The organism is Saccharopolyspora sp. NPDC002376 (assembly GCF_053593195.1).
The window spans coordinates 1-24,473 of record NZ_JBSFBZ010000055.1; the positions used below are offsets into that span (position 1 = coordinate 1).

At 69.4% G+C, this 24,473-nt stretch carries 22 protein-coding genes and 1 pseudogene; 11 read left to right on the forward strand and 12 right to left on the reverse strand.

Annotation, left to right across the window (positions count from 1 at the left end):
- The first annotated feature begins 423 nt into the window (after positions 1 to 423).
- Together ACWCO2_RS28835 and ACWCO2_RS28840 are read left to right on the forward strand one after the other, a co-directional pair.
- Positions 424 to 744, forward strand: a complete 321-nt coding sequence (locus ACWCO2_RS28835; RefSeq protein ID WP_450130978.1) for a DMT family transporter — start codon at positions 424 to 426, stop codon at positions 742 to 744.
- 316 nt (positions 745 to 1,060) lie between these two features.
- Positions 1,061 to 1,645: a TetR/AcrR family transcriptional regulator gene (locus ACWCO2_RS28840; RefSeq protein WP_450130927.1), complete on the forward strand. Its 585-nt coding sequence runs from the start codon at positions 1,061 to 1,063 to the stop codon at positions 1,643 to 1,645.
- On the opposite strand, the gene ACWCO2_RS28845 is transcribed toward ACWCO2_RS28840, so the two are convergent.
- From ACWCO2_RS28845 to ACWCO2_RS28855, 3 genes are read right to left on the reverse strand one after another with little or no spacing between them, the layout of a single operon-like run.
- Entirely contained in the window at positions 1,633 to 3,366 is a 1,734-nt protein-coding gene (locus tag ACWCO2_RS28845) for an ABC transporter ATP-binding protein (protein WP_450130928.1), read from the reverse strand. The genes ACWCO2_RS28840 and ACWCO2_RS28845 overlap by 13 nt on opposite strands.
- Positions 3,363 to 4,922, reverse strand: coding sequence for an ABC transporter transmembrane domain-containing protein (locus ACWCO2_RS28850; RefSeq protein WP_450130929.1), 1,560 nt, complete (start codon positions 4,920 to 4,922; stop codon positions 3,363 to 3,365). The genes ACWCO2_RS28845 and ACWCO2_RS28850 overlap by 4 nt, the downstream gene beginning before the upstream one ends.
- A gap of 54 nt (positions 4,923 to 4,976) precedes the next feature.
- The gene (locus ACWCO2_RS28855; protein ID WP_450130930.1) at positions 4,977 to 5,243 is read right to left on the reverse strand and encodes a hypothetical protein; all 267 of its coding nucleotides are present in this window, start codon (positions 5,241 to 5,243) and stop codon (positions 4,977 to 4,979) included.
- A 328-nt stretch (positions 5,244 to 5,571) separates the two neighbouring features.
- On the opposite strand from ACWCO2_RS28855, the pseudogene ACWCO2_RS28860 reads away from it, so the two are divergent.
- From ACWCO2_RS28860 to purB, 3 genes and pseudogenes are all read left to right on the forward strand, one after another.
- A pseudogene (locus ACWCO2_RS28860) lies at positions 5,572 to 6,051 on the forward strand (sigma-70 family RNA polymerase sigma factor).
- Complete coding sequence (locus ACWCO2_RS28865) at positions 6,051 to 6,257, forward strand: hypothetical protein (RefSeq protein ID WP_450130931.1); 207 nt, start codon at positions 6,051 to 6,053, stop codon at positions 6,255 to 6,257. Before ACWCO2_RS28860 ends, ACWCO2_RS28865 begins: the two are co-directional and overlap by 1 nt.
- A 347-nt stretch (positions 6,258 to 6,604) precedes the next feature.
- Complete coding sequence (gene purB / locus ACWCO2_RS28870) at positions 6,605 to 8,038, forward strand: adenylosuccinate lyase (RefSeq protein WP_450130932.1); 1,434 nt, start codon at positions 6,605 to 6,607, stop codon at positions 8,036 to 8,038.
- Positions 8,039 to 8,181: 143 nt separating this feature from the next.
- Here the strand turns inward: purB and ACWCO2_RS28875 are convergent, their stop codons facing one another.
- Positions 8,182 to 8,832 (reverse strand): TenA family protein, encoded by a 651-nt coding sequence (locus ACWCO2_RS28875; RefSeq protein WP_450130933.1) that lies wholly within the window; start codon positions 8,830 to 8,832, stop codon positions 8,182 to 8,184.
- 96 nt (positions 8,833 to 8,928) lie between these two features.
- Here ACWCO2_RS28875 and ACWCO2_RS28880 point away from each other — a divergent pair, with 96 nt between their 5' ends.
- Together ACWCO2_RS28880 and ACWCO2_RS28885 are read left to right on the forward strand one after the other, a co-directional pair.
- Positions 8,929 to 9,822, forward strand: a complete 894-nt coding sequence (locus ACWCO2_RS28880; RefSeq protein WP_450130934.1) for a phosphoribosylaminoimidazolesuccinocarboxamide synthase — start codon at positions 8,929 to 8,931, stop codon at positions 9,820 to 9,822.
- Positions 9,823 to 10,200: 378 nt separating this feature from the next.
- Positions 10,201 to 10,884: a DUF2334 domain-containing protein gene (locus ACWCO2_RS28885; protein WP_450130935.1), complete on the forward strand. Its 684-nt coding sequence runs from the start codon at positions 10,201 to 10,203 to the stop codon at positions 10,882 to 10,884.
- An 8-nt stretch (positions 10,885 to 10,892) separates the two neighbouring features.
- Here ACWCO2_RS28885 and ACWCO2_RS28890 read toward each other — a convergent pair whose 3' ends face one another.
- From ACWCO2_RS28890 to ACWCO2_RS28900, 3 genes are all read right to left on the reverse strand, one after another.
- On the reverse strand, positions 10,893 to 11,528 hold the full coding sequence (locus tag ACWCO2_RS28890; RefSeq protein WP_450130936.1) for an MBL fold metallo-hydrolase: 636 nt from the start codon (positions 11,526 to 11,528) through the stop codon (positions 10,893 to 10,895).
- A gap of 50 nt (positions 11,529 to 11,578) precedes the next feature.
- Complete coding sequence (locus ACWCO2_RS28895; RefSeq protein WP_450130937.1) at positions 11,579 to 12,568, reverse strand: NAD-dependent epimerase/dehydratase family protein; 990 nt, start codon at positions 12,566 to 12,568, stop codon at positions 11,579 to 11,581.
- 109 nt (positions 12,569 to 12,677) lie between these two features.
- Positions 12,678 to 13,076, reverse strand: coding sequence for a hypothetical protein (locus ACWCO2_RS28900; protein WP_450130938.1), 399 nt, complete (start codon positions 13,074 to 13,076; stop codon positions 12,678 to 12,680).
- 259 nt (positions 13,077 to 13,335) lie between these two features.
- On the opposite strand from ACWCO2_RS28900, the gene purS reads away from it, so the two are divergent.
- From purS to purL, 3 genes are all read left to right on the forward strand, one after another.
- Positions 13,336 to 13,575, forward strand: coding sequence for a phosphoribosylformylglycinamidine synthase subunit PurS (gene purS / locus ACWCO2_RS28905; RefSeq protein ID WP_450130939.1), 240 nt, complete (start codon positions 13,336 to 13,338; stop codon positions 13,573 to 13,575).
- A gap of 136 nt (positions 13,576 to 13,711) precedes the next feature.
- Positions 13,712 to 14,389, forward strand: coding sequence for a phosphoribosylformylglycinamidine synthase subunit PurQ (gene purQ / locus ACWCO2_RS28910; RefSeq protein ID WP_270952186.1), 678 nt, complete (start codon positions 13,712 to 13,714; stop codon positions 14,387 to 14,389).
- Positions 14,386 to 16,734, forward strand: coding sequence for a phosphoribosylformylglycinamidine synthase subunit PurL (gene purL, locus ACWCO2_RS28915; protein WP_450130940.1), 2,349 nt, complete (start codon positions 14,386 to 14,388; stop codon positions 16,732 to 16,734). Before purQ ends, purL begins: the two co-directional genes overlap by 4 nt.
- Before the next feature lie 55 nt (positions 16,735 to 16,789).
- Here the strand turns inward: purL and ACWCO2_RS28920 are convergent, their stop codons facing one another.
- From ACWCO2_RS28920 to ACWCO2_RS28940, 5 genes are all read right to left on the reverse strand, one after another.
- Positions 16,790 to 18,046, reverse strand: a complete 1,257-nt coding sequence (locus ACWCO2_RS28920; protein WP_450130941.1) for an alkaline phosphatase family protein — start codon at positions 18,044 to 18,046, stop codon at positions 16,790 to 16,792.
- Positions 18,043 to 19,668, reverse strand: a complete 1,626-nt coding sequence (locus ACWCO2_RS28925) for an alkaline phosphatase D family protein (RefSeq protein ID WP_450130942.1) — start codon at positions 19,666 to 19,668, stop codon at positions 18,043 to 18,045. The genes ACWCO2_RS28920 and ACWCO2_RS28925 overlap by 4 nt, the downstream gene beginning before the upstream one ends.
- A gap of 230 nt (positions 19,669 to 19,898) precedes the next feature.
- A complete protein-coding gene (locus tag ACWCO2_RS28930; RefSeq protein ID WP_450130943.1) occupies positions 19,899 to 20,954 on the reverse strand; it encodes a pentapeptide repeat-containing protein in 1,056 nt (351 codons plus the stop codon).
- Positions 20,955 to 21,046: 92 nt separating this feature from the next.
- A complete protein-coding gene (locus ACWCO2_RS28935) occupies positions 21,047 to 21,889 on the reverse strand; it encodes a lysozyme (RefSeq protein ID WP_450130944.1) in 843 nt (280 codons plus the stop codon).
- Between the two features lie 90 nt (positions 21,890 to 21,979).
- Positions 21,980 to 22,111: a hypothetical protein gene (locus tag ACWCO2_RS28940; protein WP_450130945.1), complete on the reverse strand. Its 132-nt coding sequence runs from the start codon at positions 22,109 to 22,111 to the stop codon at positions 21,980 to 21,982.
- 190 nt (positions 22,112 to 22,301) lie between these two features.
- Between ACWCO2_RS28940 and ACWCO2_RS28945 the strand changes: the two genes are divergently transcribed.
- Complete coding sequence (locus ACWCO2_RS28945) at positions 22,302 to 24,470, forward strand: putative bifunctional diguanylate cyclase/phosphodiesterase (protein ID WP_450130946.1); 2,169 nt, start codon at positions 22,302 to 22,304, stop codon at positions 24,468 to 24,470.
- Positions 24,471 to 24,473 lie beyond the last annotated feature (3 nt).

Genomic DNA, 24,473 nt, shown 5'->3' on the forward strand with positions numbered 1-24,473 from the left:
GCCTGGTCACACTGGCGCCGACAACGCCAACTCCAAGCCCGAACCAGCCACTACCGAAAACGCGGCTACCCCTGAACTGCCGTTGCAGTACTAAACTGCCCGAACGCCCCGGCCACGACCGGGTGCCAGTTTTAGGCAAAACTGACGCCACACCTACCTTCAGGGGTGAAGGTGCGGACCCCTGACCAGCGGCGTCACCCGAGGTGGTGTCAATTTCTCGCGAAATTGGGCCAGCCCTTCGCCCGACCGCCACCCCCAAGGTGGCGCTTCGCGCCGCTGTCATTTGGACCCGAGCGGCGGAGGTTGAGGTGGTGGTTTCGGTCACCAGAGTGGTACTGATGTACCAAAATATTGGTACGGTCGTACTAATAACGTTTGATGGGCGTTCGGGTGCCGGGTTGAAGGGGAAAGCGACCAGCGATGATGGCCTGGATCATTCTGATGGTGTCGGGGGTTTTCGAAGCGGGCTGGGCGATCTCGCTCAAGCTCTCACACGGCTTCAGCCGCCTGGGTCCGACCATCTCGTTCTTCGTGCTGGCCGCGGTGAGCTTCTCCGGCCTGGCCTACGCCATGCGCGAGCTGCCGGCGGGCCCGGCGTACGCGGTGTGGACCGGCATCGGCGCCGCGCTGACGGCGATCGTCGGCATGATCTGGCTCGGCGACGGCTTCTCGGTCCTCAAAATGGTCTCGATCGTCCTGATCGTCGCGGGCGTCATCGGCCTCAACCTCGCCGGCGGCCACTGACCCCCGATCGAGGTGGTCCAAGACTCGGCAGGATCAACGGTGACTCCGTGTCACCGGGGTTCCGAAACCACAGTTTCAATTGAAACTGTAAATCTCCCCCACGGCGGACCACAGTTTCAATTGAAACTGTGGTCCACGGGACCCGGTCGGGTGAAGGTGTGGACAGCCGGGGTGGGGGTTGTGGAGAAATTCCCTGGCACGAACGTGGTGGGGTGGTGACGGAACGTTCGGGGTTTGTCACCTTGGGGTGGGGCGATCTTTTGGTGAGATCGCGTGGTGACCGGGCTGCGCTCGGCGACGCTTAGGATCGGCAGGCATGACAGCGGCCAGTACTCCGAAGGGCGAGCGGCGGCGGCAGGCGTTGGTGGCGGCCGCCGCGGAATTGCTCGCCGAGGGCGGCTTCGAGGCCGTCCGGCACCGCGCGGTCGCCGAGCGCGCCGGACTGCCGCTGGCCTCCACGACCTACTACTTCTCCTCGCTGGACGACCTGGTCGCCGCCGCGGTGGAGCACGAGTCGCGCCACGAGCTCGAAGTCGGACGCGCCCGCCTGGACGAGCTCGCCGAGCAACCCCGCAGCACGGACGCGGTGATCGAGCTGCTCCTGGACATGCTGCTGGGCATGGACTCCCGCGACGGCGGCGCGGAAGCGGTGCTGCTGCGCTACGAGCGGCTGGTCGGCTCGCCCCGCCGCCCCTACCTCGCGCCGCTGATGCGCGAGCTCAGCGCGGAGCTGCACGACCTGCTCGCGGAGATCTTCGCCCGCAGTGACATGGAGGTCAGCCGGGACCGACTGCTGGAACTGATCGCCCTGGTCGACGGAGCCGTGGTCAACGCCCTGATCGCGAGCAACCCCGATCCGCGCGGCGCCGCCCGCGGGATGCTGCGCTCTCAGCTCGGCTGACCCACCCGGCACAGTTCGGCGTAGGAGCCACCGGCGGCGATCAGTTCGGCGTGGCTGCCCAGTTCCACGATGTGCCCGTCCGTCATCACCGCGACCCGGTCGGCGTTGCGCGCGCTGTGCAGCCGGTGCGCGATGGCGATCACCGTCCGGCCGTCCAGCAGCGTGGCCAGCGCCCGCTCCAGCTCCCGCGAGGTGGCGTTGTCCAGCAACGACGTCGCCTCGTCCAGCACCACCGTGTGCGGATCGGCCAGCAGCACCCGGGCCAGCGCGAGCTGTTGCGCCCGCGATGCCGGAACCAGGTGGCCACCCGAGCCGAGCACGGTGTCCAGCTCCGCTGGCAGGGACCGCAGCCACTCCAGCAGACCGACCGACTTCAGCGCATCCACCAGCTCGTCGTCGGTGAACTCGCGGTCCGGCAGGGCCAGGTTCTCCCGGAGCGTGCAGGCGAAGACGTGCTGTTCCTGGGTCAGCAGAACCACTTCGCGGCGCAGCTGCTCGGTCGGCAGGTCGGCGATCTCGGTGCGGCCGAAGGCGACCGAACCGGAGTCGGGGCGGCTGATCCCGGCGATCAACCGGCCCAGCGTGGACTTACCCGCTCCGGACGGCCCGACCACGACCAGCCTCTCCCCAGCTGCCACGGTCAGGTCGACGCCGTGCAGCACCTCCCGGTCCGCGCGGTAGGAGAAGTGCACGTCGCGGATGACCAGCTCGCGCGAGCCGTCCACCTCCTGCGGCGGGGCGTCGGCGGTCGGCGCCTGCTGGACGCCGAGGATCCGCTGCAGTGCGGTGTATCCGGTCTGCAGCTCCTCCATCCACATGAACAGCTCGTCGAACGGGTTCGACATCGCCTGGGCGTAGAGCACGACGGTGATGACTGTGCCGAGCTCGACCGAGCCGCCCCAGTACGCCCAGCCGCCGATCAGCAGGATCGCGCCGATCGGCAGCACGTACGACAGCTGCAGGCAGGGCAGCCAGGCGGTCAGCAGGTACCGGTGCCGGTACTCGGCGTCCAGGGCCTGACCGAGCGCCTGCTCGTTGCGCGCGATGCGGCGCTTGCCCAGTCGCAGCGCGGCGACGGTGCGCGCGCCCTCGACGGATTCGTGCGTGCTCGACTGGACTTCCGCCCAACCGGCCATGATCCGGCGCAGCGTCGGCAGGGACCGCGGGTAGTACCAGCGGGTGCTCAGCACCATCAGCGGCACGGCGACGAGCATCCCGCAGGCCAGCAGCGGCGAGGTGAGCAGCATCGCGGTGCCGGTCAGCAGCACGGTGATCAGCGCGGTGGTGATCTCCGGTGTAGCGCTGCGGATCGTGTAGTCCAGCCGGTCGACGTCGGTGGTGGCGCGGCTGAGCAGGTCGCCGGTGCCAGCGGATTCGACCGCGCCCAGCGGCAGCCGCAGCGCGTGCCCGACCATGCCTTCGCGGGACTCGGCCAGCAGGTGCTCGCCGAGCAGCGTCGCGCGCATCCGCGCTGCCCGGATCAGCAGCGCGTTCAGCACGAGCACCACGAGGAACACCCCGGCCAGCAGGTCGATGCGCTGCGCCGTGGTGCCGGTGGCCACCGCGTCGACCAGCTTGCCGAGGATCTGCGGACCGATCAGGCCGACCACCGTGGCCAGCCCGAGCAGCAGCATCATCGCGGCGAACCGGCCGCGGTGCGCTCGGAGCGTCTGCCACGCCCAGCGCCGGACGGTGCGCCCGTCGGCCAACGGCAGCTTCACTTCTCCGCCCCCATGTCCAGTGCCCGGTCCGCCACCGCTGTCCAGAGTGGACTCTGGCTGAGCACGATCGTGGTGCGACCGGCGCGGAATTCCTTGACCCGCTCGGCGATCCGCGCCTCGGTGTGCGCGTCGACCGCCGACGTCGGTTCGTCGAGGATCAGCACGTCGGCGTCCGCGCACAGCGCGCGAGCCAGCAGCAACCGCTGCCGCTGACCTCCGGAAAGCGAGCGGCCCCGCTCGTCCAGCACGCCGTCGGCGGGGAGCGCGGCCAGCACGTCGTGCGCGTCCGCAGCGTGTAGCGCAGCATCCAGGTCCACACCGTTCCCCAGGTCGACCTCGGCCAGAACGGGGCCGGCGAACAGCTGATCCTGGTTGTGCGCCAACAAGATCCGCTGCCGGACCTCGTCCGGCTCGACCGTCCGCAGTGGCACGTCACCGGCCCGCGACTGCCAGGCCAACCGCTCTGCCACGGCGTCGACCTGCTCCCCGGCGTCGATCACGGTCAACTCGCCCGAGGCGATCCGCACCCCGCTGGCCTCGTCGAACAGCTCCAACGGCCCCGATGGCAGTGTCCGCGGCCGCTCCGGCGATGGCGGCTCGGGTTCCACCCGCAGCAACGCCTGCGCGCGCCCAGCCGCGACCATTCCGGCAGCGAACGAGTAGGCGGCTTCAGACGCCGTGCGCACCGGGATGACCAGAAACGCCGAGACGCCGTAGAACGCGACCAGCTCACCCACGCTGATCGTTCCGTCGAGCGCCAGCCGCGCCCCCAGCCAGGTCACCAGCACCGTCACCAGACCCGGCAGCAGCACCTCGGCCCCGGCCAACCACGCCTCGATCCGCCCGGCGGCCACCCCGGCGGCGCGCACCCGCTGGCTGGCCTCGGTGAACCGCGCGTGGAACCGGGACTCGCCCCCGACGCCGCGCAGGATCCGCAGCCCCGACACGATGTCCGCCGCCTGCGCGCTGACCTGGCCCAACTGCTCCCGCTGGGCTTCCTCGCGGCGGCGCAGCGGGCTCAGCAGCGGGCCGATGCCGAGCGTCGCCAGCGGCACGCCGATGAGCACCACGACACCGAGGACCGGGGAGGTCCACAGCAGCAGGACCGCCGCCACGGCGAACGACACCAGCGATCCGGTCGCCCGTCCGATGACCTCGAACAGGTTGCCCACTCGGTAGATGTCCGAGGCACCGATCGCGACCACCTCACCGGCGCGGACCTTGCGCGTCAGCACGACGCCGAGCCGCGTCACGTGCGCCAGCACGAGGCGCTGCGAACCCGCCGCGCCGTGCAACCAGATGGTGTGCGCGGCCCAGTGCAGGAAAGCGGCCGCGATCATCTGCGCGACACCGAGCCCGAGCGCGACCAGCACCCAGCCCACCAGTGCGCCGACGTCGTGCGGACGGATGCCCGCGTCGATCGCGGAACCGATGGCCAGCGGCATCAGCGCCGTCGGCAGCATCCAGAGCGAGCCCGCGACGGTGCCGAGCAGCAGCAGTCCCGGCCGTTTCATGAGCAGGGACCACAGGAAGCGGAAGGAACTCGTGGAAGCCATGGCTCGACCGACGGTAGCCCGCGGCGAGTCCGATGGCGATCGATTTTTCCGGTTTCAGAAGTCCCAGGTGGTCTCTGCGAAGTCGGCTTCGGCGACGCGTTCGGTGCAGGTCGGGCACTTGTCGGTGACATTCGTCGAGCGCGGGTCGCGGCCGATCGGCGTCGGCTGCGGGATCTTCAGCTCGGTCGCGCACAACGCGGGAACGGCTTGTCCGGCATATACCGCGCCGGGTCGCATGATCGTGGCGTGGCGCTCGGCCAATCCCATTCCGACGATCCAGAAAACGTCTTGGCGGTCGCCGTCGTACCCGTTGATGTCCATGGTGCTGCGCCTCACTCCTCAACCGTTGCAGACCAACGATATTGGGCGCGACATCCCGGATGCCACCACCACCCGAGTCATTGAGCTCCTCTTAAGCGGGCACACGTCCCGGCTTTCGCGCGCGGTTGGGGAAACACCTGGTCGAACCGCTGCCATCCGTTCCGGAGCAACCCGTTTCGCGCTGAGGCGTCTTGAGCGGATGATCGTCCGTGCAACCGGGCTGGGGGCGGCCGCGTATAGAGCGGCGGTACACGGAAAGGGGACATGTTCTATGCGGGCCGGACAGCAACGGGCGTTCCGCGAGTTCGCCGAGGAACGCGCGCTGTAGCTGCGCCGCTCGGCGTACCCGTGCGGGGGCTGGCACCTCGCCGAGGATCTCGTGCAGACGACGCTGCTCAAGCTCTACTGGGCTTGGCGCCGGGTGGATATGTCCATAGTGGATGCATACGCGCGGAGGTCGCTGCTGCGGGTGTGGCTGGACGGACGCCGTCGCCGTGACGCCGCGCCGAGAGCCAAGGCGAAGTGCCGGAAACCGGTGACACGACAGCGGATCCGGCCGAAGTCGGCCAACGCGCCTGGCACCGCGACGCGGTGCTGAACGCGTTGCACCGGGCCCCGCCGCGGCAGCGTGCGGTGCTCGTCCTGCGCTACTGGGAGGACCTGCCGACGGCCGAAGTCGCCGCCGCGCTCCGGTGTTCCGAAGGCACGGTCATAGAGCCAGGCGTCGCGCGGGTTGCAGAACCTGCGCGCCGCGCTCGACGAGTCCGATCCGGACTTGGCCTGGACGGTTGCGAAGAGGAGTCAGTGATGTCGGAAGAACTGCTGCGCGAGAGCCTGCGATCCGCCGTCGTCGATGAACCGCCGATGGGGATCGATCCGGCCGACGTGGTCGCCGAAGGCAGGCGGCGGCAGCGCAGGCGCCGCGCCGTCGTCGATGAGCTGGATGAAACGCCGATGGATCTCGCCGAGCTGATCGCGCTGGCAACCGATCCGCAGTTCGCGCTGATTCCCTGACCGAAGGAGCGGCGAACATCCGGATCGCGACCGGCTTGCAGCAACACGTCCAGGAGGTGTTCCCCGGCGTCGTGCCGCAGTCGTCGGGGCCGCCGTACGCCGCGCCCGGCTCACCGCGTCACCTGGGGAGGTGCCAATTTCGCGAGAAATTGACGTTCACCCGGGTGACGGTCAATTTCTCGCGAAATTGACCACCCTGAGGGGGACGCGTGCTTCCCGGGGGCTGCTCGCGCAGTGCCGTGGTGGTTGCGCACCCGCGCTCCGCGCGCTCGGTGGGGGAGTTCTTGGTCCGGCGGAGTGACCGGGGTGGGCCGAACGGGGGCCGCACGCCGGTATCCTGGCTGCTCGTGACGGTCAAGCCCAGCATTCCGAACGTCCTCGCCGCCCGCTACGCCTCGCCCGCACTGGTCGAGTTGTGGTCGCCGCAGCAGAAGATCATCCTCGAGCGCCGGCTGTGGCTCGCCGTGCTGCGCGCTCAGGCCGACCTCGGCATCGAGGTGCCCGAGTCGGCGCCAGCCGACTACGAGCGGGTCTTGGAGCAGGTCGACCTGGACTCCATCGCCGCCCGCGAGCGGGTCACCCGGCACGACGTGAAGGCCCGCATCGAGGAGTTCAACGCCCTCGCCGGCCACGAGCAGATCCACAAGGGCATGACCTCGCGGGATCTGACCGAGAACGTCGAGCAGCTGCAGATCCGCCGCAGCCTGGAGCTGGTGCGCGACCGCACCGTCGCCGTCCTGGCGCGGCTGGGGCAGCTCGCCGCCGAGGACGCCGAGCTGGTCATGGCCGGCCGCTCGCACAACGTCGCCGCCCAGGCGACCACCCTCGGCAAGCGCTTCGCGACCGCCGCCGACGAGCTGCTGGTCGGCTTCAACCGGCTCGAGGAGCTGCTCGCCCGCTACCCGCTGCGCGGTATCAAGGGCCCGGTCGGCACCGCGCAGGACATGCTGGACCTGCTCGGCGGCGACGCCGGGAAGCTCACCGAGCTGGAGCGCCGCGTCGCCGGGCACCTGGGCTTCGGTCGCACGCTGACCAGCGTCGGCCAGGTCTACCCGCGCTCGCTGGACTTCGAGGTGCTGACCGCGCTGGCGCAGCTGGCTGCCGCGCCGTCCAACGTGGCCACCACGATCCGGCTGATGGCCGGGCACGAGCTGGTCACCGAGGGCTTCAAGCCCGGCCAGGTCGGCTCCAGCGCGATGCCGCACAAGATGAACACCCGGTCCTGCGAGCGGGTCAACGGCCTCGCGGTGATCCTGCGCGGCTACGTCTCGATGACCGGTGAGCTGGCCGGTGACCAGTGGAACGAGGGCGACGTGTCCTGCTCCGTGGTCCGCCGGGTGGCGCTGCCGGACGCGTTCTTCGCCTTCGACGGCCTGCTCGAGACGTTCCTGACCGTGCTCGACGAGTTCGGCGCGTTCCCGGCCGTGGTGGCCCGCGAGCTGGACCGCTACCTGCCGTTCCTGGCGACCACGAAGGTCCTGATGGCCGCGGTGCAGGCTGGCGTCGGCCGGGAGACCGCGCACGAGGCGATCAAGGAGAACGCGGTCGCCGTCGCGCTGGCGATGCGTGAGCAGGGTGCGGAGCGCAACGACCTGCTGGACCGCCTGGCCGCCGACGACCGCCTGCCGCTGAGCCGCGAGCAGCTCGACGCGCTGCTGGCGGACCGCCTTGCGTTCACCGGCGCGGCTGCGGCCCAGGTCCAGGACGTGGTGTCCCAGATCGAGGCGATCACGGCCCGCTACCCGGAGGCCGCGGCCTACCGCCCCGCCGACATCCTCTGAGGCCCCGGTCGTGCGGAGGCCGTGCCAGTTTTGTCCAAAACTGGCACGGCCTCCGCACGGCCAGTTTTAGGCAAAGCTGCCGCCCAGTGCGCCGGGCTGAACTGCAGGGGTTTCCAAATTTAGGGAAATTTGGAAACCCCTGGTCAGCGCCAGTGGGCGTTGAAGAAGTCGAGTTCGCAGCGGGTCGCCAGCTGGAACAGGCGGAGGCATCGGGCCCGGTCGCGCTCGTCCAGCTCCGCGCCCACGCGGTCGAGCTCCCCGCACAGCCACCGCACCCACGCCTGGAAGTCCGGGTTGTTGTGCAGCGTGATCCACTCCGCATGCACGAAGTTCTCCGGCAGCGCGCTCGGCGCGCGCATCGCCCACTCCAAGTAGGACCACTCCGCGACGGTGAGCACCGTCAGGACCTCCGCGTAGCTGCCGCGCGCGTTGGCGTCCTGCATCAGTTCCCGGAACGCCGCCGTCGCCTCGTCCAGCTCCGGGTGCACCCGGTCGGACTCGCCGACCCCCAACGCGTCGAACGCCCGCTGGAAGTAGGTGTTCTCCTCGCTGGTGACCACCCCGATGCTGCCGGCGATCGCCAGCCGCGAGGCGTAGCGGTCGGCCTTGGCCACCCCGGATCCGAGCAGCGCCAGGAAGTCGTCCACGAACTGGTAGTCCTGCACCAGGTAGGAGCGCATCGAATCGACCGGCACCAGTCCGTCGAACAGGGCCTGCGTGAACGGGTGCGCGATGACCGCCGTCCACTCGGGCTCGCTGCGCTGGCGGAGCCAGTCGGAGAATGTCTCGGTCAACGGAAGCCCTCCTGAGCGCCGGATGAACTAAACCGGTTCATATCACCGGTTCGGACCACGTGCGGGTGCGCGGCCCGGGTGGGGGAGAATTCGCTCGTGGTTGCACTCGCCGATTACCCCCAGATCGCAGCGGGCAAGGTTCGCCAGCTGCACGCCGTCGACGACGAACACCTGCTGCTGGTCGCCTCCGATCGTCTCTCGGCGTACGACCACGTGCTGGACACGCCGATCCCGGACAAGGGTCGCGTGCTCACCGCGATGAGCGTGTACTGGTTCGAGCTGCTCGCCGACCTGGTGCCGAACCACCTGGTCAGCGCCGACGACCCGCGAATCCCAGGCGAGGTGCGCGGCCGCGCGCTGCTGGTGCGGCGGCTGGAGATGCTACCGGTGGAGTGCGTCGCGCGCGGCTACCTGACCGGCTCCGGGCTGGCCGACTACCAGCGCACCGGCGCGGTGTGCGGGGTCGAGCTGCCGGGCGGGCTGATCGAGGCCTCGAAGCTGCCGGAACCGATCTTCACCCCGGCCACGAAGGCCGAGCTCGGCGACCACGACGAGAACATCAGCTTCGACGCGGTGGCCGCGCAGCTGGGCGCGGAGCGCGCCGAGCAGCTGCGCGAGGTGACGCTGCGGGTGTACGAGCGGGCGGCGGAGCACGCGCGCAGCCGCGGCGTGATCCTGGCCGACACCAAGTTCGAGTTCGGCCTGGCACCCGACGGCACCCTGGTGCTGGGCGACGAGGTCTTGACCCCGGACTCCTCCCGCTACTGGCCGGCGGACGGCTACGAGCCGGGCAAGGTCCAGCCGTCGTTCGACAAGCAGTACGTCCGCAACTGGCTGACCTCCCCGGAATCCGGCTGGGACCGAGCCTCCGACGTCCCCCCGCCGTCCCTCCCCGAGGACGTCCAGGCGGCAACCCGAGCCCGCTACGTCGAGGCCTACGAACGAATCACCGGCCGCTCCTTCGCGGACTGGCCCACCCCCGACGCCTGATCCCCACCACCCCGCCCGTCACCCGGGGTGGTGCCAATTTCTCGCGAAATTGACGTTCACCCGAGTGATGGTCAATTTCTCGCGAAATTGACCACCTGTCGCCCGGCCGGGTGAGGTGCCCTGCGGTCGGTAGGACCACAGTTTCAATTGAAACTGTAAATCCCACCCACGGCCGATCACAGTTTCAATTGAAACTGTGATTCCGGCGGAGCCCGGGGTGCCGTGCGAAGTCGCCTGGTCGGGGGAGGTTTCGGCGTGTCTTCGGGTTGGTGGGGTGGGGACTGCTGACAGTTGCGGCGTGGAGGTTCGCCGAATTGGTGCCGCGGGGACACCTCGTCGTCAGGTCGTGGACATCCGGACCCGGCGGAATGAGGCATCGTGAGCCCGCCGCTGGTGGTGTCGTTGTCCGGACTCGACGTCCAGGTGCTGGACCGCTGCGCCGATTTCGGCGCTGACCTGGACCATCGCGCGGTCCCGCTGTCCCTGCTGATCGCGCCGCGCTCGGCCCCGCAGGCCGCCGTGCTCGACTGGATCGCCTGGCGGATGGCCGCGCGCGACGTCGTGAGCCTGCACGGATTCGCCCGCACCGCACCGGGTTTGCGGTCCCGCCTCGCTCCGGCCGCCGGGTTGCCGGCGCACGAGGCCGGGCTGCACCTGGTGGCCGCGGCCTCGGTCCTGGAACGCCTCGGGCTGCGTACGAAGACCTTCATCCCGCCGCGCTGGCTCGGTTCGCCGGGCACCATCACGGCCTTGCGGCGGCGCGGTTTCTCGGTGTGCGCGGACGCGGTGGCGGTCCGGGAGCTCACGACCGGCCGGGTGCATCGCGGACGCATCCGCGTGATCGGACCGGGCGAGCGGGCCGAACCGTGGTGGTGCCGGGCGCTGGTGCTCGGTGCCGGGCGAGCGGCCCGCCAAGGACGTCCGGTGCGGCTCGCGGTGGACTCCGGCGTGCTACGCAAACCCGCTGCGCGCCAAGCAGTTCTCGACGCCATCGACCTCGCCCTGCACCACGGCGCTCGCCCGGTGACCTACGCCTCGTTCGGTGTCCCCGGCGGACTGTGATCACGGGGTCAGACCGAAGCCGGGGTGCCCTTGGTGAGGACCTGGATCGCGGTGTCCTTCGGGCCGAGGTGCTCGAACATCCGGTAGTGCATCTGCGGCACGGCCAGCACCGCCTCGTGGATCGGGACCGCCGTTCGTGGGGCGACTGCGCGGAGGAAGTCGATCGCTTCGGAGAGCTTCAGCCACGGGGCCGCGGTCGGCAGGCCGAGGACGTCGATGCGCTGTTCAGGCACGAAGAACGAGTCGCCCGGGTGGTAGAAGGCGCCGTGGTCGACGATGTAGCCGATGTTGTCGACCACCGGGATGTCCGGGTGGATCACCGCGTGCTCGCCGCCGACGACGGTGATCGCCGCCCCGCTGAGCTCGATCGAGTCGCCGGGCCGCGCGATGGTCGCCGACAGACCGCGTTCCGCGACCGAGGCCTCCGAACCCGGGTCGACCATCAGGAGGGCGTTCGGGTTGGCGTCCAGCAGCGCGGGTAGCCGGTCCAAGTCGATGTGGTCGGCGTGCTGGTGGGTGACCAGCACGGCGTCCAGGTCGCGCAGGCCCTCGAAGTCCGCGGAGAACGTCCCCGGGTCGATCAGCAGTCGCGCCGACTCGGTTTCGACCAGCACGCAGGAGTGTCCGAAGTGGGTGATCTGCACGGTGTGTTCCTCCTCGAAAGACGTTTGCCGTGCGAACTACTCTCGCATGGTCACCAGGTCCGGTGCGGCAGCGCGCCGAGCAGTTCGGTCTCCTCGGCGGCGGTCAGCCCGGCCTTGCGCTCGCGGTCAGGCCCCCGTTCCTGCTCGGTGGCCAGCGCTGCTGCCACCGTCTCGGCCAGCGGCCGGATGCGCAGCCCGGCGGCCAGCGAGGGCGCGGCGTCGTGCGAGGCGAAGCCGTCGTAGCCGTCGGGGATCCAGAGCGGCAGCGACTTCGGTCCGCTCCAGCGCTGCGTCCCAGCCTCGGCGAGTGCTTCCGGCGCAACGGCGGCGATCGAGGTGCCGGGCGGCGCGACGAGCTCGGCGATCTCCGTCAGCAGCGCGCCCAGCGTGGTGACCGGCCCGATGCCGTCGAAGGTTCCGGCGAGGCCGCGCTCGGCAGCGGTGACGATCCAGGTGGCCAGGTCGCGCACGTCGATGTGCTGCGACGGAGCGTCCGGGGTGTCCGGCACGAGCACCTGCCCGCCGCGCGACATCCGCAGCGGCCAGTACCCGAACCGGTCGGACGGATCGCCCGGCCCGGTGATCAGTCCGGGACGCACCACGAACGCGCGCTCGCCCATCGCGGCCCGCACCGCGTTCTCGCAGGCCACCTTGATCCCGCCGTACGACTCGGGAGTGCTGGTGTCGGCAGAGTCGGTGATCGGCTCGAGCAACGGACCATCAGTGCTCTGACCAGTAGTTTCGTTGTCCGAGTAGACGTTGATCGAGGACACGAACGTCCAGTGGCCGGCGTCGCCCAAGGTCTCCAGCGCGGAACGCACCCACTGGTAGTTCCGCGCAACGTCGACGACCGCGTCGAACTGCGACCCGGCCAGCGCCCCGAGTCCCTCCTCGCGGTCCACGGCCACGAGCTCAGCGCCCTCCGGCACGCGCCCGCTCGCGCCGCGCGCTGCGCACACGACGTCGTGCCCGCGCTTCAACGCTTCCGCGGCGACCGCGTGACCGACGAAGACCGTTCCGCCCAGAACCAAGATCCGCATGGCCGCCACGCTTCCGGAAAACCCCGGGCGAGGCGACGGATCTCGCTACCGGTGAACGCCGTGAGCACTTTGGGCTGCCATGGCGACCCGAAGTGCTCACGGACCCAGGTCAGCCGGTGACGGTGATGGTCATCATCGGCCCGGCGCCGCCCCCGACGCGGGTGTGCACCGGGTACTCGCCGGGCGGTACGTCGGCGATGGTCGCCACCGCCTCTGCGACGCCGTCGCGGTCGGTGACCACCTCGGCCACGCCTTCGTCCGCTCCCGCCGGGTGCTCGCCGTGGCGCGCGAACGCCGGCGAAGAGATCCAGCTGACCCCCTCCAAGCCATGGTCGAGCCGCATGACCAGCGTGTTCCCCACTCGGACCTGGGATTTGTCGGCGGTGAGCCGCGGCTGCTCGGCGACCTGCGCCGAACCGGCGTCAGGCGCCGCGGTGGCCGGGACGGTCGTGGTCAGCGCGAGTCCGGCGAACAGCGCCGCCCCCAGCAATGTCTTGATCGTGCGCATCGGAATGCGTTTCCCCTCAGTGTTCAGAACCGGGCACCTCCCCTAGGTGCCTGTTCTGTTAGACGCCGAACGGCGCAAAGGTTTAGACAAGTAGGGAAATATGTGGCGCAAGACACAGTAGCAGCGGTATGTGGTGAGCCACACCGCACCCGGAGCCCCTGCTGGAGTGGCGGAACTCGCAGCTCAGTTACGCTTCGCCCGTACTGCTGGCCATCCGCCGGATCCCGGCGGATCTGCACGGAAACCGGGAGCAGCACCCGTGGCCCGAGTCGTTGTCGACGTCATGCCGAAGCAGGAGATCCTGGACCCGCAGGGGCAGGCGGTGGCCAATGCGCTGCCGCGGCTCGGGTTCGAGGGGATCGCCGAAGTCCGCCAGGGCAAGCGTTTCGAACTGGAGGTCGCCGACGACGTCGACGACGAACAGCTCGCCAAGATCGCCGAAACTCTGCTGGCCAACCCGGTCATCGAGGACTGGACCGTCCGTCGGGTGGACGCATGAGCAGCTCTGTGCCAACCCCGGTCCTGCTCGCCGCACCCCAGGGGAACGTGACGCAAACCGGCCACAAGAAACTGCGAAACGCGGGGTTGCTCTCGATCGCAACCACCACTGTGAATCGCGGAGAGGCGGAACTGGTATGAGCGCGAAGATCGGCGTCGTCACCTTCCCCGGCACTCTCGATGACGTCGACGCCGCCCGCGCGGTGCGCCGCGCCGGTGCCGAATCCGTCTCGCTCTGGCACGCGGACCACGACCTCAAGGGCGTGGACGCGGTGGTCGTGCCGGGCGGGTTCTCCTACGGCGACTACCTGCGCTGCGGCGCGATCGCCAAGTTCGCCCCGGTGATGACCGAGGTGGTCGAAGCCGCCCGCAAGGGCATGCCGGTGCTCGGCGTGTGCAACGGCTTCCAGATCCTGTGCGAGTCCGGGCTGCTGCCCGGAGTGCTGACCCGCAACGCGGGCCTGCACTACGTCTGCCGCGACCAGTGGCTGAAGGTCGAGAACAACAGCAGCGCCTGGACCACCCGTTACGACGCGGGCGCCGAGCTGCTGATCCCGATCAAGCACGGTGAGGGCAACTACATGGCCGACCAGGCCGTCCTCGACGAGCTCGAGGGCGAGGGTCGGGTGCTGTTCCGCTACGCGGGCGAGAACCCGAACGGTTCGCAGCGCGGCATCGCGGGCATCACCGACGCGCGCGGTCGGGTCGCGGGCATGATGCCGCACCCGGAACACGCGATCGACCCGCTGACCGGCCCCACCGATGACGGCCTCGGCATGTTCCTGTCCGTTCTGGATGCACTGGTGGCAGCATGACCAACTCTGTGAACGTGGACGCTGGCGGTCGAACCGTCGAATTCGACACCGTCGAGAGCGCCAAGTCCACGCCCGACACCGAGCAGCCGTACCGCGAGCTGGGCCTCAAGGACGACGAGTACGCCCGGATCCGCGAGATCCTGGGGCGTCGTCCCACCGACGCCGAGCTCGCCATGTACTCGGTGATGTGGAGCGAGCACTGCTCCTACAAGTCGTCGAAGGTGCACCTGAAGTACTTCGGCGAGACCACCACCGACGAGATGCGCGAGAAGATGCTCGCGGGCATCGGCGAGAACGCCGGCGTGGTCGACATCGGCGACGGCTGGGCGGTGACGTTCAAGCTGGAGAGCCACAACCACCCGTCCTACGTCGAGCCCTACCAGGGCGCGGCGACCGGTGTCGGCGGCATCGTCCGCGACATCATGGCGATGGGCGCCCGCCCGGTCGCGGTGGCCGACCCGCTGCGCTTCGGCCCGGCCGAGGCCGAGGACACCAAGCGGGTGCTGCCCGGCGTGATCGCTGGCGTCGGCGGCTACGGCAACTGCCTGGGCCTGCCGAACATCGGCGGCGAGGTCGTCTTCGACGAGTGCTACAGCGGGAACCCGCTGGTCAACGCCATGTGCGTGGGCGTGATGAAGGTCGAGGACCTGCACCTGGCGCACGCCAGCGGCAAGGGCAACAAGATCATCCTGTTCGGTGCGCGCACCGGTCTGGACGGCATCGGCGGCGTGTCGGTGCTGGCCTCGGAGACGTTTGATGACGTCGAGAGCGCAGGATCGACGCTCGACCCCGCAAGCGGATCTTCGAGGAGCCGCAAGAAGCTGCCGAGTGTCCAGGTCGGCGACCCGTTCGCCGAGAAGGTGCTCATCGAGTGCTGCCTGGAGCTGTACCACGCGGGTCTGGTCGTGGGCATCCAGGACCTGGGCGGTGCGGGCCTGTCCTGCGCCACCTCCGAGCTGGCCTCGGCCGGTGACGGCGGCATGCGCGTCGACCTGGACCAGGTCCCGCTGCGCGCCACCGGCATGACGCCCGCCGAGATCCTCTCCAGCGAATCGCAGGAGCGGATGTGCGCCGTGGTGGATCCGTCCAATGTGGACGCGTTCCTCGAGGTGTGCCGCAAGTGGGACGTCACCGCGACCGTCATCGGTGAGGTCACCGACGGCGATAACCTCGAGATCTACTGGCACGACGAGCTCGTGGTGGACGTCCCGCCGCGCACCGTCGCGCACGAGGGCCCGGTCTACGAGCGTCCGGTCGAGCGGCCCGCCGAGCAGGACCTGATCTCCGCGGACAACGCGAGCACGCTGGCCCGTCCGTCCACTTCGGACGAACTGCGGGAGACCATCCTGCGGATGGTGGCCTCGCCGAACCTGTGCTCCCGCGCGTGGGTCACCGACCAGTACGACCGCTACGTGCGCGGCAACACCGTGCTGGCACAGCCGTCGGACGGCGGTGTGCTGCGCATCGACGAGGAGACCGGGCGCGGCATCGCGATCGCGACCGACTGCAACGCCCGCTACACCCGGCTCGACCCGTACGCGGGCGCGCAGCTGGCGCTGGCCGAGGCCTACCGCAACGTGGCGACCACCGGTGCGACGCCGGTGGCGGTCACCAACTGCCTGAACTTCGGTTCGCCGGAGGACCCGGGCGTGATGTGGCAGTTCCAGCAGGCGGTGCGCGGCCTAGCCGACGCCTGCGCGGAGCTGGGCATCCCGGTGACCGGCGGCAACGTCAGCTTCTACAACCAGACCGGGCAGAAGGCGATCCTGCCGACCCCGGTGGTCGGCGTGCTGGGCACGATCGACGACGTCACCCGCCGCATCCCGACCGGCATCGGCGGCGAGGAGGGCGAGACGCTGCTGCTCCTCGGCGAGACGCGCGAGGAGTTCGGCGGCTCTGAGTGGGCGCGCGTGGTGCACGACCACCTCGGCGGCACGCCGCCGAAGGTCGACCTGGCGCGCGAGAAGCTGCTGGCGGAAATCCTGCTCGCGGGCTCCCGCGACGGCATGATCTCGGCGGCGCACGACCTCTCCGAGGGCGGCCTGGCGCAGGCGCTGGTCGAGACGGCGCTGGTCGGCGAGTGCGGTGCTCGAGTGGTCCTGCCCGAGGGCGCGGACCCGTTCGTCTGGCTGTTCTCCGAGTCCGCGGGCCGCATCCTGGTGGCGGTCCCGCGCACCGAGGAGGTCCGCTTCACCGACATGTGCACCGCGCGCGGTCTGCCGTGGTCCAAGGTCGGTGTCGCCGACGCGGCCGAGAAGTCCCTGGACATCCAGGACGTCGCGAACATCCCGATGGCCGAGCTCCGCGAGGCCTGGGAAGGCACTCTGCCGAAGCTGTTCGGCTGATGTCTCTGCGCTGAAAGGCCCCTCTCGTTGTTCATGGTGAGAGGGGCCTTTTCGCTCACAGGCGGGTGAGGTCGAAGGCTTCTGTTCGGGCGGTTCCGTCGTAGCCGCCGGTTGGGGCTGGGAGACCGAAGAGGGCTCCGAGGGTTGGGGCGACGTCGATCGTGTGGGCTTCGGCCGGGGACGTTCCGGTGCGGATTGCTGGGTGGCCGCCGGTTGCGAAGAACGGGATCGGTTCGGTGGCCGGGTGGCCGTGGTTGCCCGGGATCGGGTTGGAGATGACCTTCGGGTCTGCGAAGCGCCAGCCCGGTTCGCAGTACACGAGCAGGTCGCCCGCTTCGGCCCCGAGGCGGAGTTCGCGCGGGTCGTGCGCGGAGAGCACACCTTCGGTGGCCAGCGCCAACTCCCGCATCCGCGCCACAGCGGCGTCACGTTCTTCCGCCGGGCCGGTGAAGTACAGCAGGTCCGCGCCGCCGTTCTGGGCGATCTGCATGCGGCCGGTCAGCAGCGGGTCGTCGCTCATCGCCTTCTGCAGCGAGATCACCTTGTGCGCCCACGACCAGTCCATCGAGTGGTCGGCGCAGATCAGCAGCACGCTGCTGGGCCAGCGGCCGGTGTCGACGAGGTGGTCGACGAACCGGCCGACCTGGGCGTCGGCGGAGGCCAGCGCCGCGGTCCGGGCCGCGCGCAGGGTGGTACCGGTCAGGTCGGCGTGGCCCATCCGGTCCACGTCGCCGAAGTTGGCGAACACGAAGTCCGGATCGGCACTGTCCACCATGGACATCAGGGCGTTCGCGGTGAACAGGTCCGGGGCGTGCCCGGTGATCGGCAGGATCGGCTTCGGCTCCCACCGCACGCTCGCCCGGGTGCCGAAGACCCCGTACAGGTACTCCTTGCTCAGCACGCTGCCGGTGACTTTCCCGTTGTCCCGCAAGCGATCCAGCAGCGTGTCGAACCGCAGGTCCGACGCGCGGTCGAGGGTGCGGACCGCGCCCTGCGCCGCGTCGTAGACGTTGTTCGCCGGCACCCCGGAGCGGTCCGGGCGGACGCCGCTCATCATCATCACGTGGTTCGGGATCGTCTCCATCACCGGCAGCGAACGTGCCTGCGGGAACGACGTTCCGGCCTCGCGCAGTTCGTGCAGGCGCGGGGTCAGCCGCGGGGTGATCTCGTCCGGCGAGCAGCCGTCGACGACCAGCGAGTAGACCCGGAGGGGCTTGTCGCCGTCGGCCGCCCACGCTGCGGGGGACGCGGCGGAGAGCAGCACGCCGGTTCCGGCGACCTGGAGGAAACTGCGTCGGCTCAGCGAAGTCATCGCACGGGCTCCTCGACTCGGTGGATCTGCTGGGTTCCGGTGGTCACGGCGTAAGACATGACGTGCTGCGCGGCGCTGCCCTGGACGGTTCGGTCGTCCAGCGCGTACCAGTCCATCTGCGCTCGTTCTCGCGTGACGTCCAGGACGCTGAAGCCATGCGAGTCGAGGTCGACGTACTTGATGTGCGGGTTGTTGACCTTGATCGCACCCGCGATCGCCTTCGAGGCGGTCTGCGGCTCGACCTTCAGGATGTCGTCGATGTTGTCGCTGGTCACGGAGGTGCAGACGAACTCGACGCCGACCGAGTTGCCGTCCCGCGGGTAGTCGCGGGGCGAGCTGGGCAGATCAGCGGCCCACGCGGAGTGGATGTCGCCGCTGAGGAAGACGGTGTCCTGGATTCCCTGGTCGCGCAGCAGCGAGTAAACCGCGTTCTGGTCGGCCGCGTAGCCGTCCCACTGGTCGAGGTTCATCGGCAGGCCCTGGATCACCGGGGTGCCGGTGAGCTCGCCGAGCGCCTGCCGCCGCTCGATGGACAGCGTGGATGGGAACCGGACCGGCGCGATCATCACCGGGTTGCCGATCAGCTTCCACTGCGCCTGCGACTGCGAGAGTCCGCTGGTCAGCCACTGCAGCTGCGCGTCGCCGGTGATCGTTCGCGACGGATCGTGGATGTCCTGGTCGAACCGGCTGCTGACCTGCTCGCTGCGGTAGGAACGCAAGTCCAACATGGACAGATCGGCGAGCGAGCCGAAGGTGAACCGCCGGTACAGCACGCCGCCGAGCTCGTAGCGCACCGGCATCCACTCGGCGTAGGCGCGCTGCGACGCGCGTTTCCGGTCGGCGTAGGAGCCTTCGGCGCCCTCGGTGTGGTTCTCCGCGCCGCCGACCCAGGCGTCGTTGGCGGACTCGTGGTCGTCCCAGGTCGCGATGAACGGGAGGCGCGCGTGCAGGGCCTGCAGATCGAGGTCGGTCTTGTACTGGGCGTGGCGGCGCCGGTAGTGCGGCAGCGTGATGATCTCGGTCGGCGGGTCGTGGGGCCGCACGACGACGTCCCGCGCCTGGTACTCGCCCGGTGCGTACTCGTAGAGGTAGTCGCCGAGGTGCAGGATCGCGTCGAGGTCGTCCCGGTCGGCCAGGTGGCGGTACGCCGAGAAGTAGCCCGCCTGCCAGTTGGCGCAGGACACCATGCCGAAGCGCAGCCGGTCCACCTGCGCGCCGAGCGCGGGAGCGGTGCGGGTGCGTCCGATCATCGAAACCTGGCCCAGGGCGCGGAACCGGTACCAGTACCAGGCGTCCGGGGCCAGACCTGCGACGTCGACCTTGACCGTGTGGTCGCGCCAGGCACCGGTCGTCGTTCTGCCGCGGGCGACCACCTGCCGGAACTGCGGGTCGGCGGACACCTCCCACTCGACGGAGCAGTCCGGGCCGATGCCGGAGCCGGGGTCCGCGCCCGGGGCGGGCGTCACCCGGGTCCAGAGGATCACGTTGCTCGGGGTCGGGTCGCCGGAAGCGACGCCGTGGACGAAGACGTCCGCGGAGCTGGCTGTTGCGACCTTTGCGGTGCCCAAGGTGACGGCGGCCACTCCACCGGCCATGAGCAGGGTTCGACGACGGAGGTTCACCCGTGAAACATGATCGATATTCGTCTTCTTCGGTACCCCGTTCGGCACAGTGTTGCGGATTCGTTCGACGGATGGTTTCCGGAGTGGAATCCGGGGTTCACCGCGTCACGCAGCGCGATCAGCCGTGCAGGTCGGAGTGTGTCCGCGCGCACGCATCAGTCCACGTCGGACGGTCATGGGTTTCCAAATTTCCCTAAATTTGGAACTCACCGCTCCGATGCGGACGGAGCTCAGCGGGGTGTCGAGGTCCAGTCCGGTGGGAGGGTGACGTCGTGGTCGGGGCTGGTGGTGATGCCGGTGTTCAGGACCTCGCCGCGGAAGGCCGCGTCGGCCATGTCGACGTCCTCCTCGAAGGCGACCGCGCGGAAGTCGGTGTGCCCGTGGAACTCGGTGTTCGTCATCGTCATCGAACGCGCGAAGCGGCTGTCGGAGAACGACGTCGGGTCGCCGAACCGGGTGCGCCGGAAGGTTGCCCGGCCGTTGAACTCCACTCCTGGGAACCACGCCCGTTGGTGGAAGACCGCGTCGTCGCAGCGGAACCGGCCGTATAGTCGGCCGGGCCCGATCGTCGCGCTGGTGAACCACACCGGCCCGTGGAACTCGCACCGGCTGAAGTTGTTGTCGCTGAACAGCTTCCCGTAGCGCAGGGTCAGCGCGCCGACCTTGCGGCCGGTGAGCTCGAAGTACTCCAGCGTCGCGCCCGTCAGGTCCAGGTCGTACGCCGGTGCGCTGGCGTCGTCGGCCAGCGGTAGCAGCTCCACCACGAGCCGCTGCGCGGTCAAGCGCACCTGCAACCACCGCTCGGCCGCGTCCTTCTCCTCCTGCAAGGTGAGATCGGTGCCGTAGCGCGTGTGCGCGAAGGGCCGCCGCAGGTAGGAGCACAGGACGTCGAGCACGGTCTGCGTGTAGTCGGGACGGTTCCGGGCGAGCCCGCCGAGCGCGTGCAGCGCGCCGACGCGGACTTGATCGGTCTCGTGCCCGAGCAGCTCGACGGCGCGGGCGAACCGCTCATCGGCGATCCGATCCCGATCCAGATCCGCCCGCCGGCTTTCCAGCTCGTGGCGATCCCGCTCGGTCTTCTGCCGCTCCTCCTCAGTCCGGCGCCGCCGGTCGTTGAGCCACAGGGCGTAGAGCGCGACGACGGATCCGGCGGCGAGTCCGCCCGTGCGCAGGGCGTCGGCGCCGGTGGTGCGGGCGTCGAAGATCAGCAGGGCGGTGCTGACCCCGAGCAGGACGACGACTGCGATGCAGATCGTCGCGATCAGGCCGATCTTGCGCTCACCCATGCGCGTGATTCTGCCGGGTGGTGCTCGCGTTTGGTGCGGACAGCGAGAACCCGCGGCACCGTCGGGAGCGGTACCGCGGGTTCTCGGGTTGATCATCCGTTGGCCAGGGCCTGCAAGCGGTCCATGGCGCCGTTGAAGGTGTTCTTGTCGATCGGCGAGGAGGTGTACTGCCAGATCGTCCACACGCCCCACTTGTACGGGAGCGTGCCGACGCTGCTGGAGTACTTGGCGACCCACAGCGGGTTGGTCGAGGAGAAGTCGCCGTCCACGCACTGGTTCCACCAGCTGGTGCTCGTGTAGATGACCGGCCAGCGGCCGGTGCGCGAGTGGTAGGTGTCGCTGAAGTCCTTGATCCAGGACGTCATCTGGCTCTTGCTCAGGCCGTAGCAGGTCTCGCCGTACGGGTTGTACTCCATGTCCAGCGCGCCCGGCAGGGTCTTGCCGTCCTTCGACCAGCCGCCGCCGTTGTCCACGAAGTAGTTCGCCTGCTTGGCGCCGCTGGAGCGGTCCGGCAGCGCGAAGTGGTAGGCGCCGCGGATCATGCCCACGTTGTAGGACCCGTTGTACTGCTGGGTGAAGTACGGGTTCTTGTAGTTGGTGTTCTCGGTGGCCTTGACGTAGGCGAACCGCATGCCCTGGTTCCACCAGGACTGCCAGTCCACGTTGCCCTGGTGGCCGCTGACGTCCATCCCGGCCACGGTGGCCAGCGGATCGACGATCGGCAGGGCACGTTCCTCGCCGCCCTCGTGCTTGCGGATCTGCGAGCCCATCGGCGTGTCGGTCACCGGTTCGGATTGCGAGCCCATTGCGGGTTCCCCTCCTGGAGCGGGGGTGCTGGCCAGTGCGGGCGCGCACAGGACGAGAGCACCTGCGCAGACCATCGATGCTAGGGACAGCAGTGGTAATCGGCGACAACGTCCACTCGGACGGCTCATCGGGGCCTCCTGGTGTTGAATGCGTTGCGTCGTCGGGGGACAACGCGGCTTGCACCAGAAGTGTCGCGAATTGTTTTCGAAACAAGTAGATCATATGTTAGTTTTTAACCAGATTGGCTTAATTCGGACAACCGAGGGTGAACTTTTCGCCGCCAGCGGGTAGTTCTGCGTCGAGCGCAACTTCTCGGCCGGGTTGAGCGTCAGAACCAGCAGATCGATCATGACAGCCGTACTCGTGCGATCAAGTGGTTGCGGGCGGTAAACGATCTATGTGTGGGATCACGCGGATGGCCTGCTCTAACGAGGTAACGGCTACCCCGGGTGCCGCACATGATGTTCGACCGCCGGGCCGATCCGGTCGTATGCTCCGAACGAGACGGCCGGGCGAGTACGAGTGGAGGGCGCCCCAGGCATGACTGGCTGGACCGCGCCGGTGCCAAGCGCTCACGAGGTGACCGCCGAGGTGAACCGAGCCGACCGACGCCGCTTCGCGGCGGTCTGGGCGCACGTGCTCATGGGCACCAGTTACGTGCCCATGACGAGCGCCGAGATCGAAGGCCGCCTGTACGGCTACACCGACCGACTGGTCGACGCGCTGCTCAGCGAACCCTTCGCCACCGCAGCCGCGAGAGAAGTCGGCGTCGACCTGGTCGCCGTGCACTTCACCGGCGCCGAGTCGCTGGCCCGCACGATCGACCTGATCGGCGACGAGATGCTCGACGTCCTGGGCCTGGAGAGCAGCTCGGCCTGGCGGGACCGGATCGCCGCGCTGCAGGGCGCCCTGTGCTCCGGGTTCGTGCAGGCCGCGCGCAAGCGCACGCTGGACGAGCAGGAAGCCATCCGGCAGGCCGTGCTCGATGCCCGCGACGCGGTCGAACAAGCGCTGCGCACCAGCGAGGCGCGGTTCCGCGCGATCTTCGCCGAGGCCGCCATCGGCATCGGCATCGGCGACATGGGCGGCCGGATCCTCGAGGTCAACGACTCGTTGACCCGGATCATGGGGCGCTCCGCCGACGAGCTCCGCGCCATGCTGGTCTCCGACATGATGCATCCGGGCGACCCGGAAAACGTCTGGCGGATGTACGAGGAGCTGGTCCGCGGCGAACGCGACCAGTTCCGGGTGGAGAAGCAGTTCAACCGCCCCGACGGCGCCCCGGTGTGGACCGAGATGATCGTGTCCCTGGTCCGCGGCGAGGACGGCCTGCCGCTCTACCAGGTGGCGCTGATCGAGGACGTCACCGACCGGATGATGTTGCAGGAGCGGCTGCGCCACCAGGCGATGCACGACCCGCTGACCAGGCTGCCCAACCGCGCGCTGTTCCTGGAACGGCTCACCCGCGTGCTGCGCCAGCACGAACCCGGCGACCGGGTCGCGCTCTGCTACATGGACCTGGACGGCTTCAAGGTCATCAACGACAGCCTCGGCCACCACGTCGGCGACGACCTGCTGGTCGCGGTCGCCGACCGGCTCGCCGCCGTGGTGCACGGCGATGACCGGCTCGTCGCGCGGATGGGCGGCGACGAGTTCGTGATCCTGCTGCAGAACTCGCTGGGCACCGGCCAGGCGGTCGAGGTCGCCGACACCGTGCTGGACGCGTTGGACGAGCCGTTCCGCATCGGCGGCCACGAGCTGTCGGTGGGCGCGAGCATCGGCATCGTCGAGCGACCGGTGCACGAGCAGAGCGCCGCCGAGCTGATGCGCGACGCCGACGTCACGCTGTACTGGGCGAAGGCCGAGGGCAAGGGCAAGTGGGCGCTGTTCGACCCGGAGCGCAACGCCACCGAGGTCGCCCAGTTCCACCTGTCGGCGAAGATGCCCGCCGCGCTGGAGCGCGAGGAGTTCTACGTCGACTACCAGCCGCTGATCGGTCTGCGCGATCACAACGTGGTCGGGGTGGAAGCGCTGGTCCGCTGGGCGCACCCGGAACTCGGGCGGCTCGGCCCGGACAAGTTCATCGGTCTGGCCGAGGAGACCGGGCTGATCGTGTCGCTGGGCCGGTGGGTGTTGCGGCAGGCCTGCCTCCAGGCCAAGCGCTGGCAGGACCAGTTCGGTTCGGCGGCGCCGTTCGTCAGCGTCAACCTGGCGGTGCGCCAGTCCCGCGACCCGGACCTGGCCAGCGACGTCGCGGCGATCCTGGCCGAAACCGGCCTGGAGCCGTCGCGGTTGCAGCTGGAGCTCACTGAGAGCGCGATCATGGGTACCGCCGACGAGCCGCTGGACGCGCTGCGCGCGCTGTCCGAGATGGGCGTGCGGATCGCCATCGACGACTTCGGCACCGGCTACTCGAACCTGGCCTACCTGCGGCATCTTCCGGTCCACGAGCTCAAGATCGCGGGCTCGTTCATGGAAGGCCTGCGCGACGCCGAACGTGCCGACCCGGTGGACGCCCGCATCGTGGCGACCCTGGTGGAGCTGGCGCACGCCCTCGGCCTGACGGTCACCGCGGAAGGTGTGGAGACCTTGGCCCAGGCCCGCCGCATGGCCGACATCGGTTGCGAAACCGGCCAGGGCTACCTCTTCGCCAAGCCCGGCTCGCCGGCCGAGATCACCAACTTCATCACCGAGCAGCTCGACTCGTAGCTG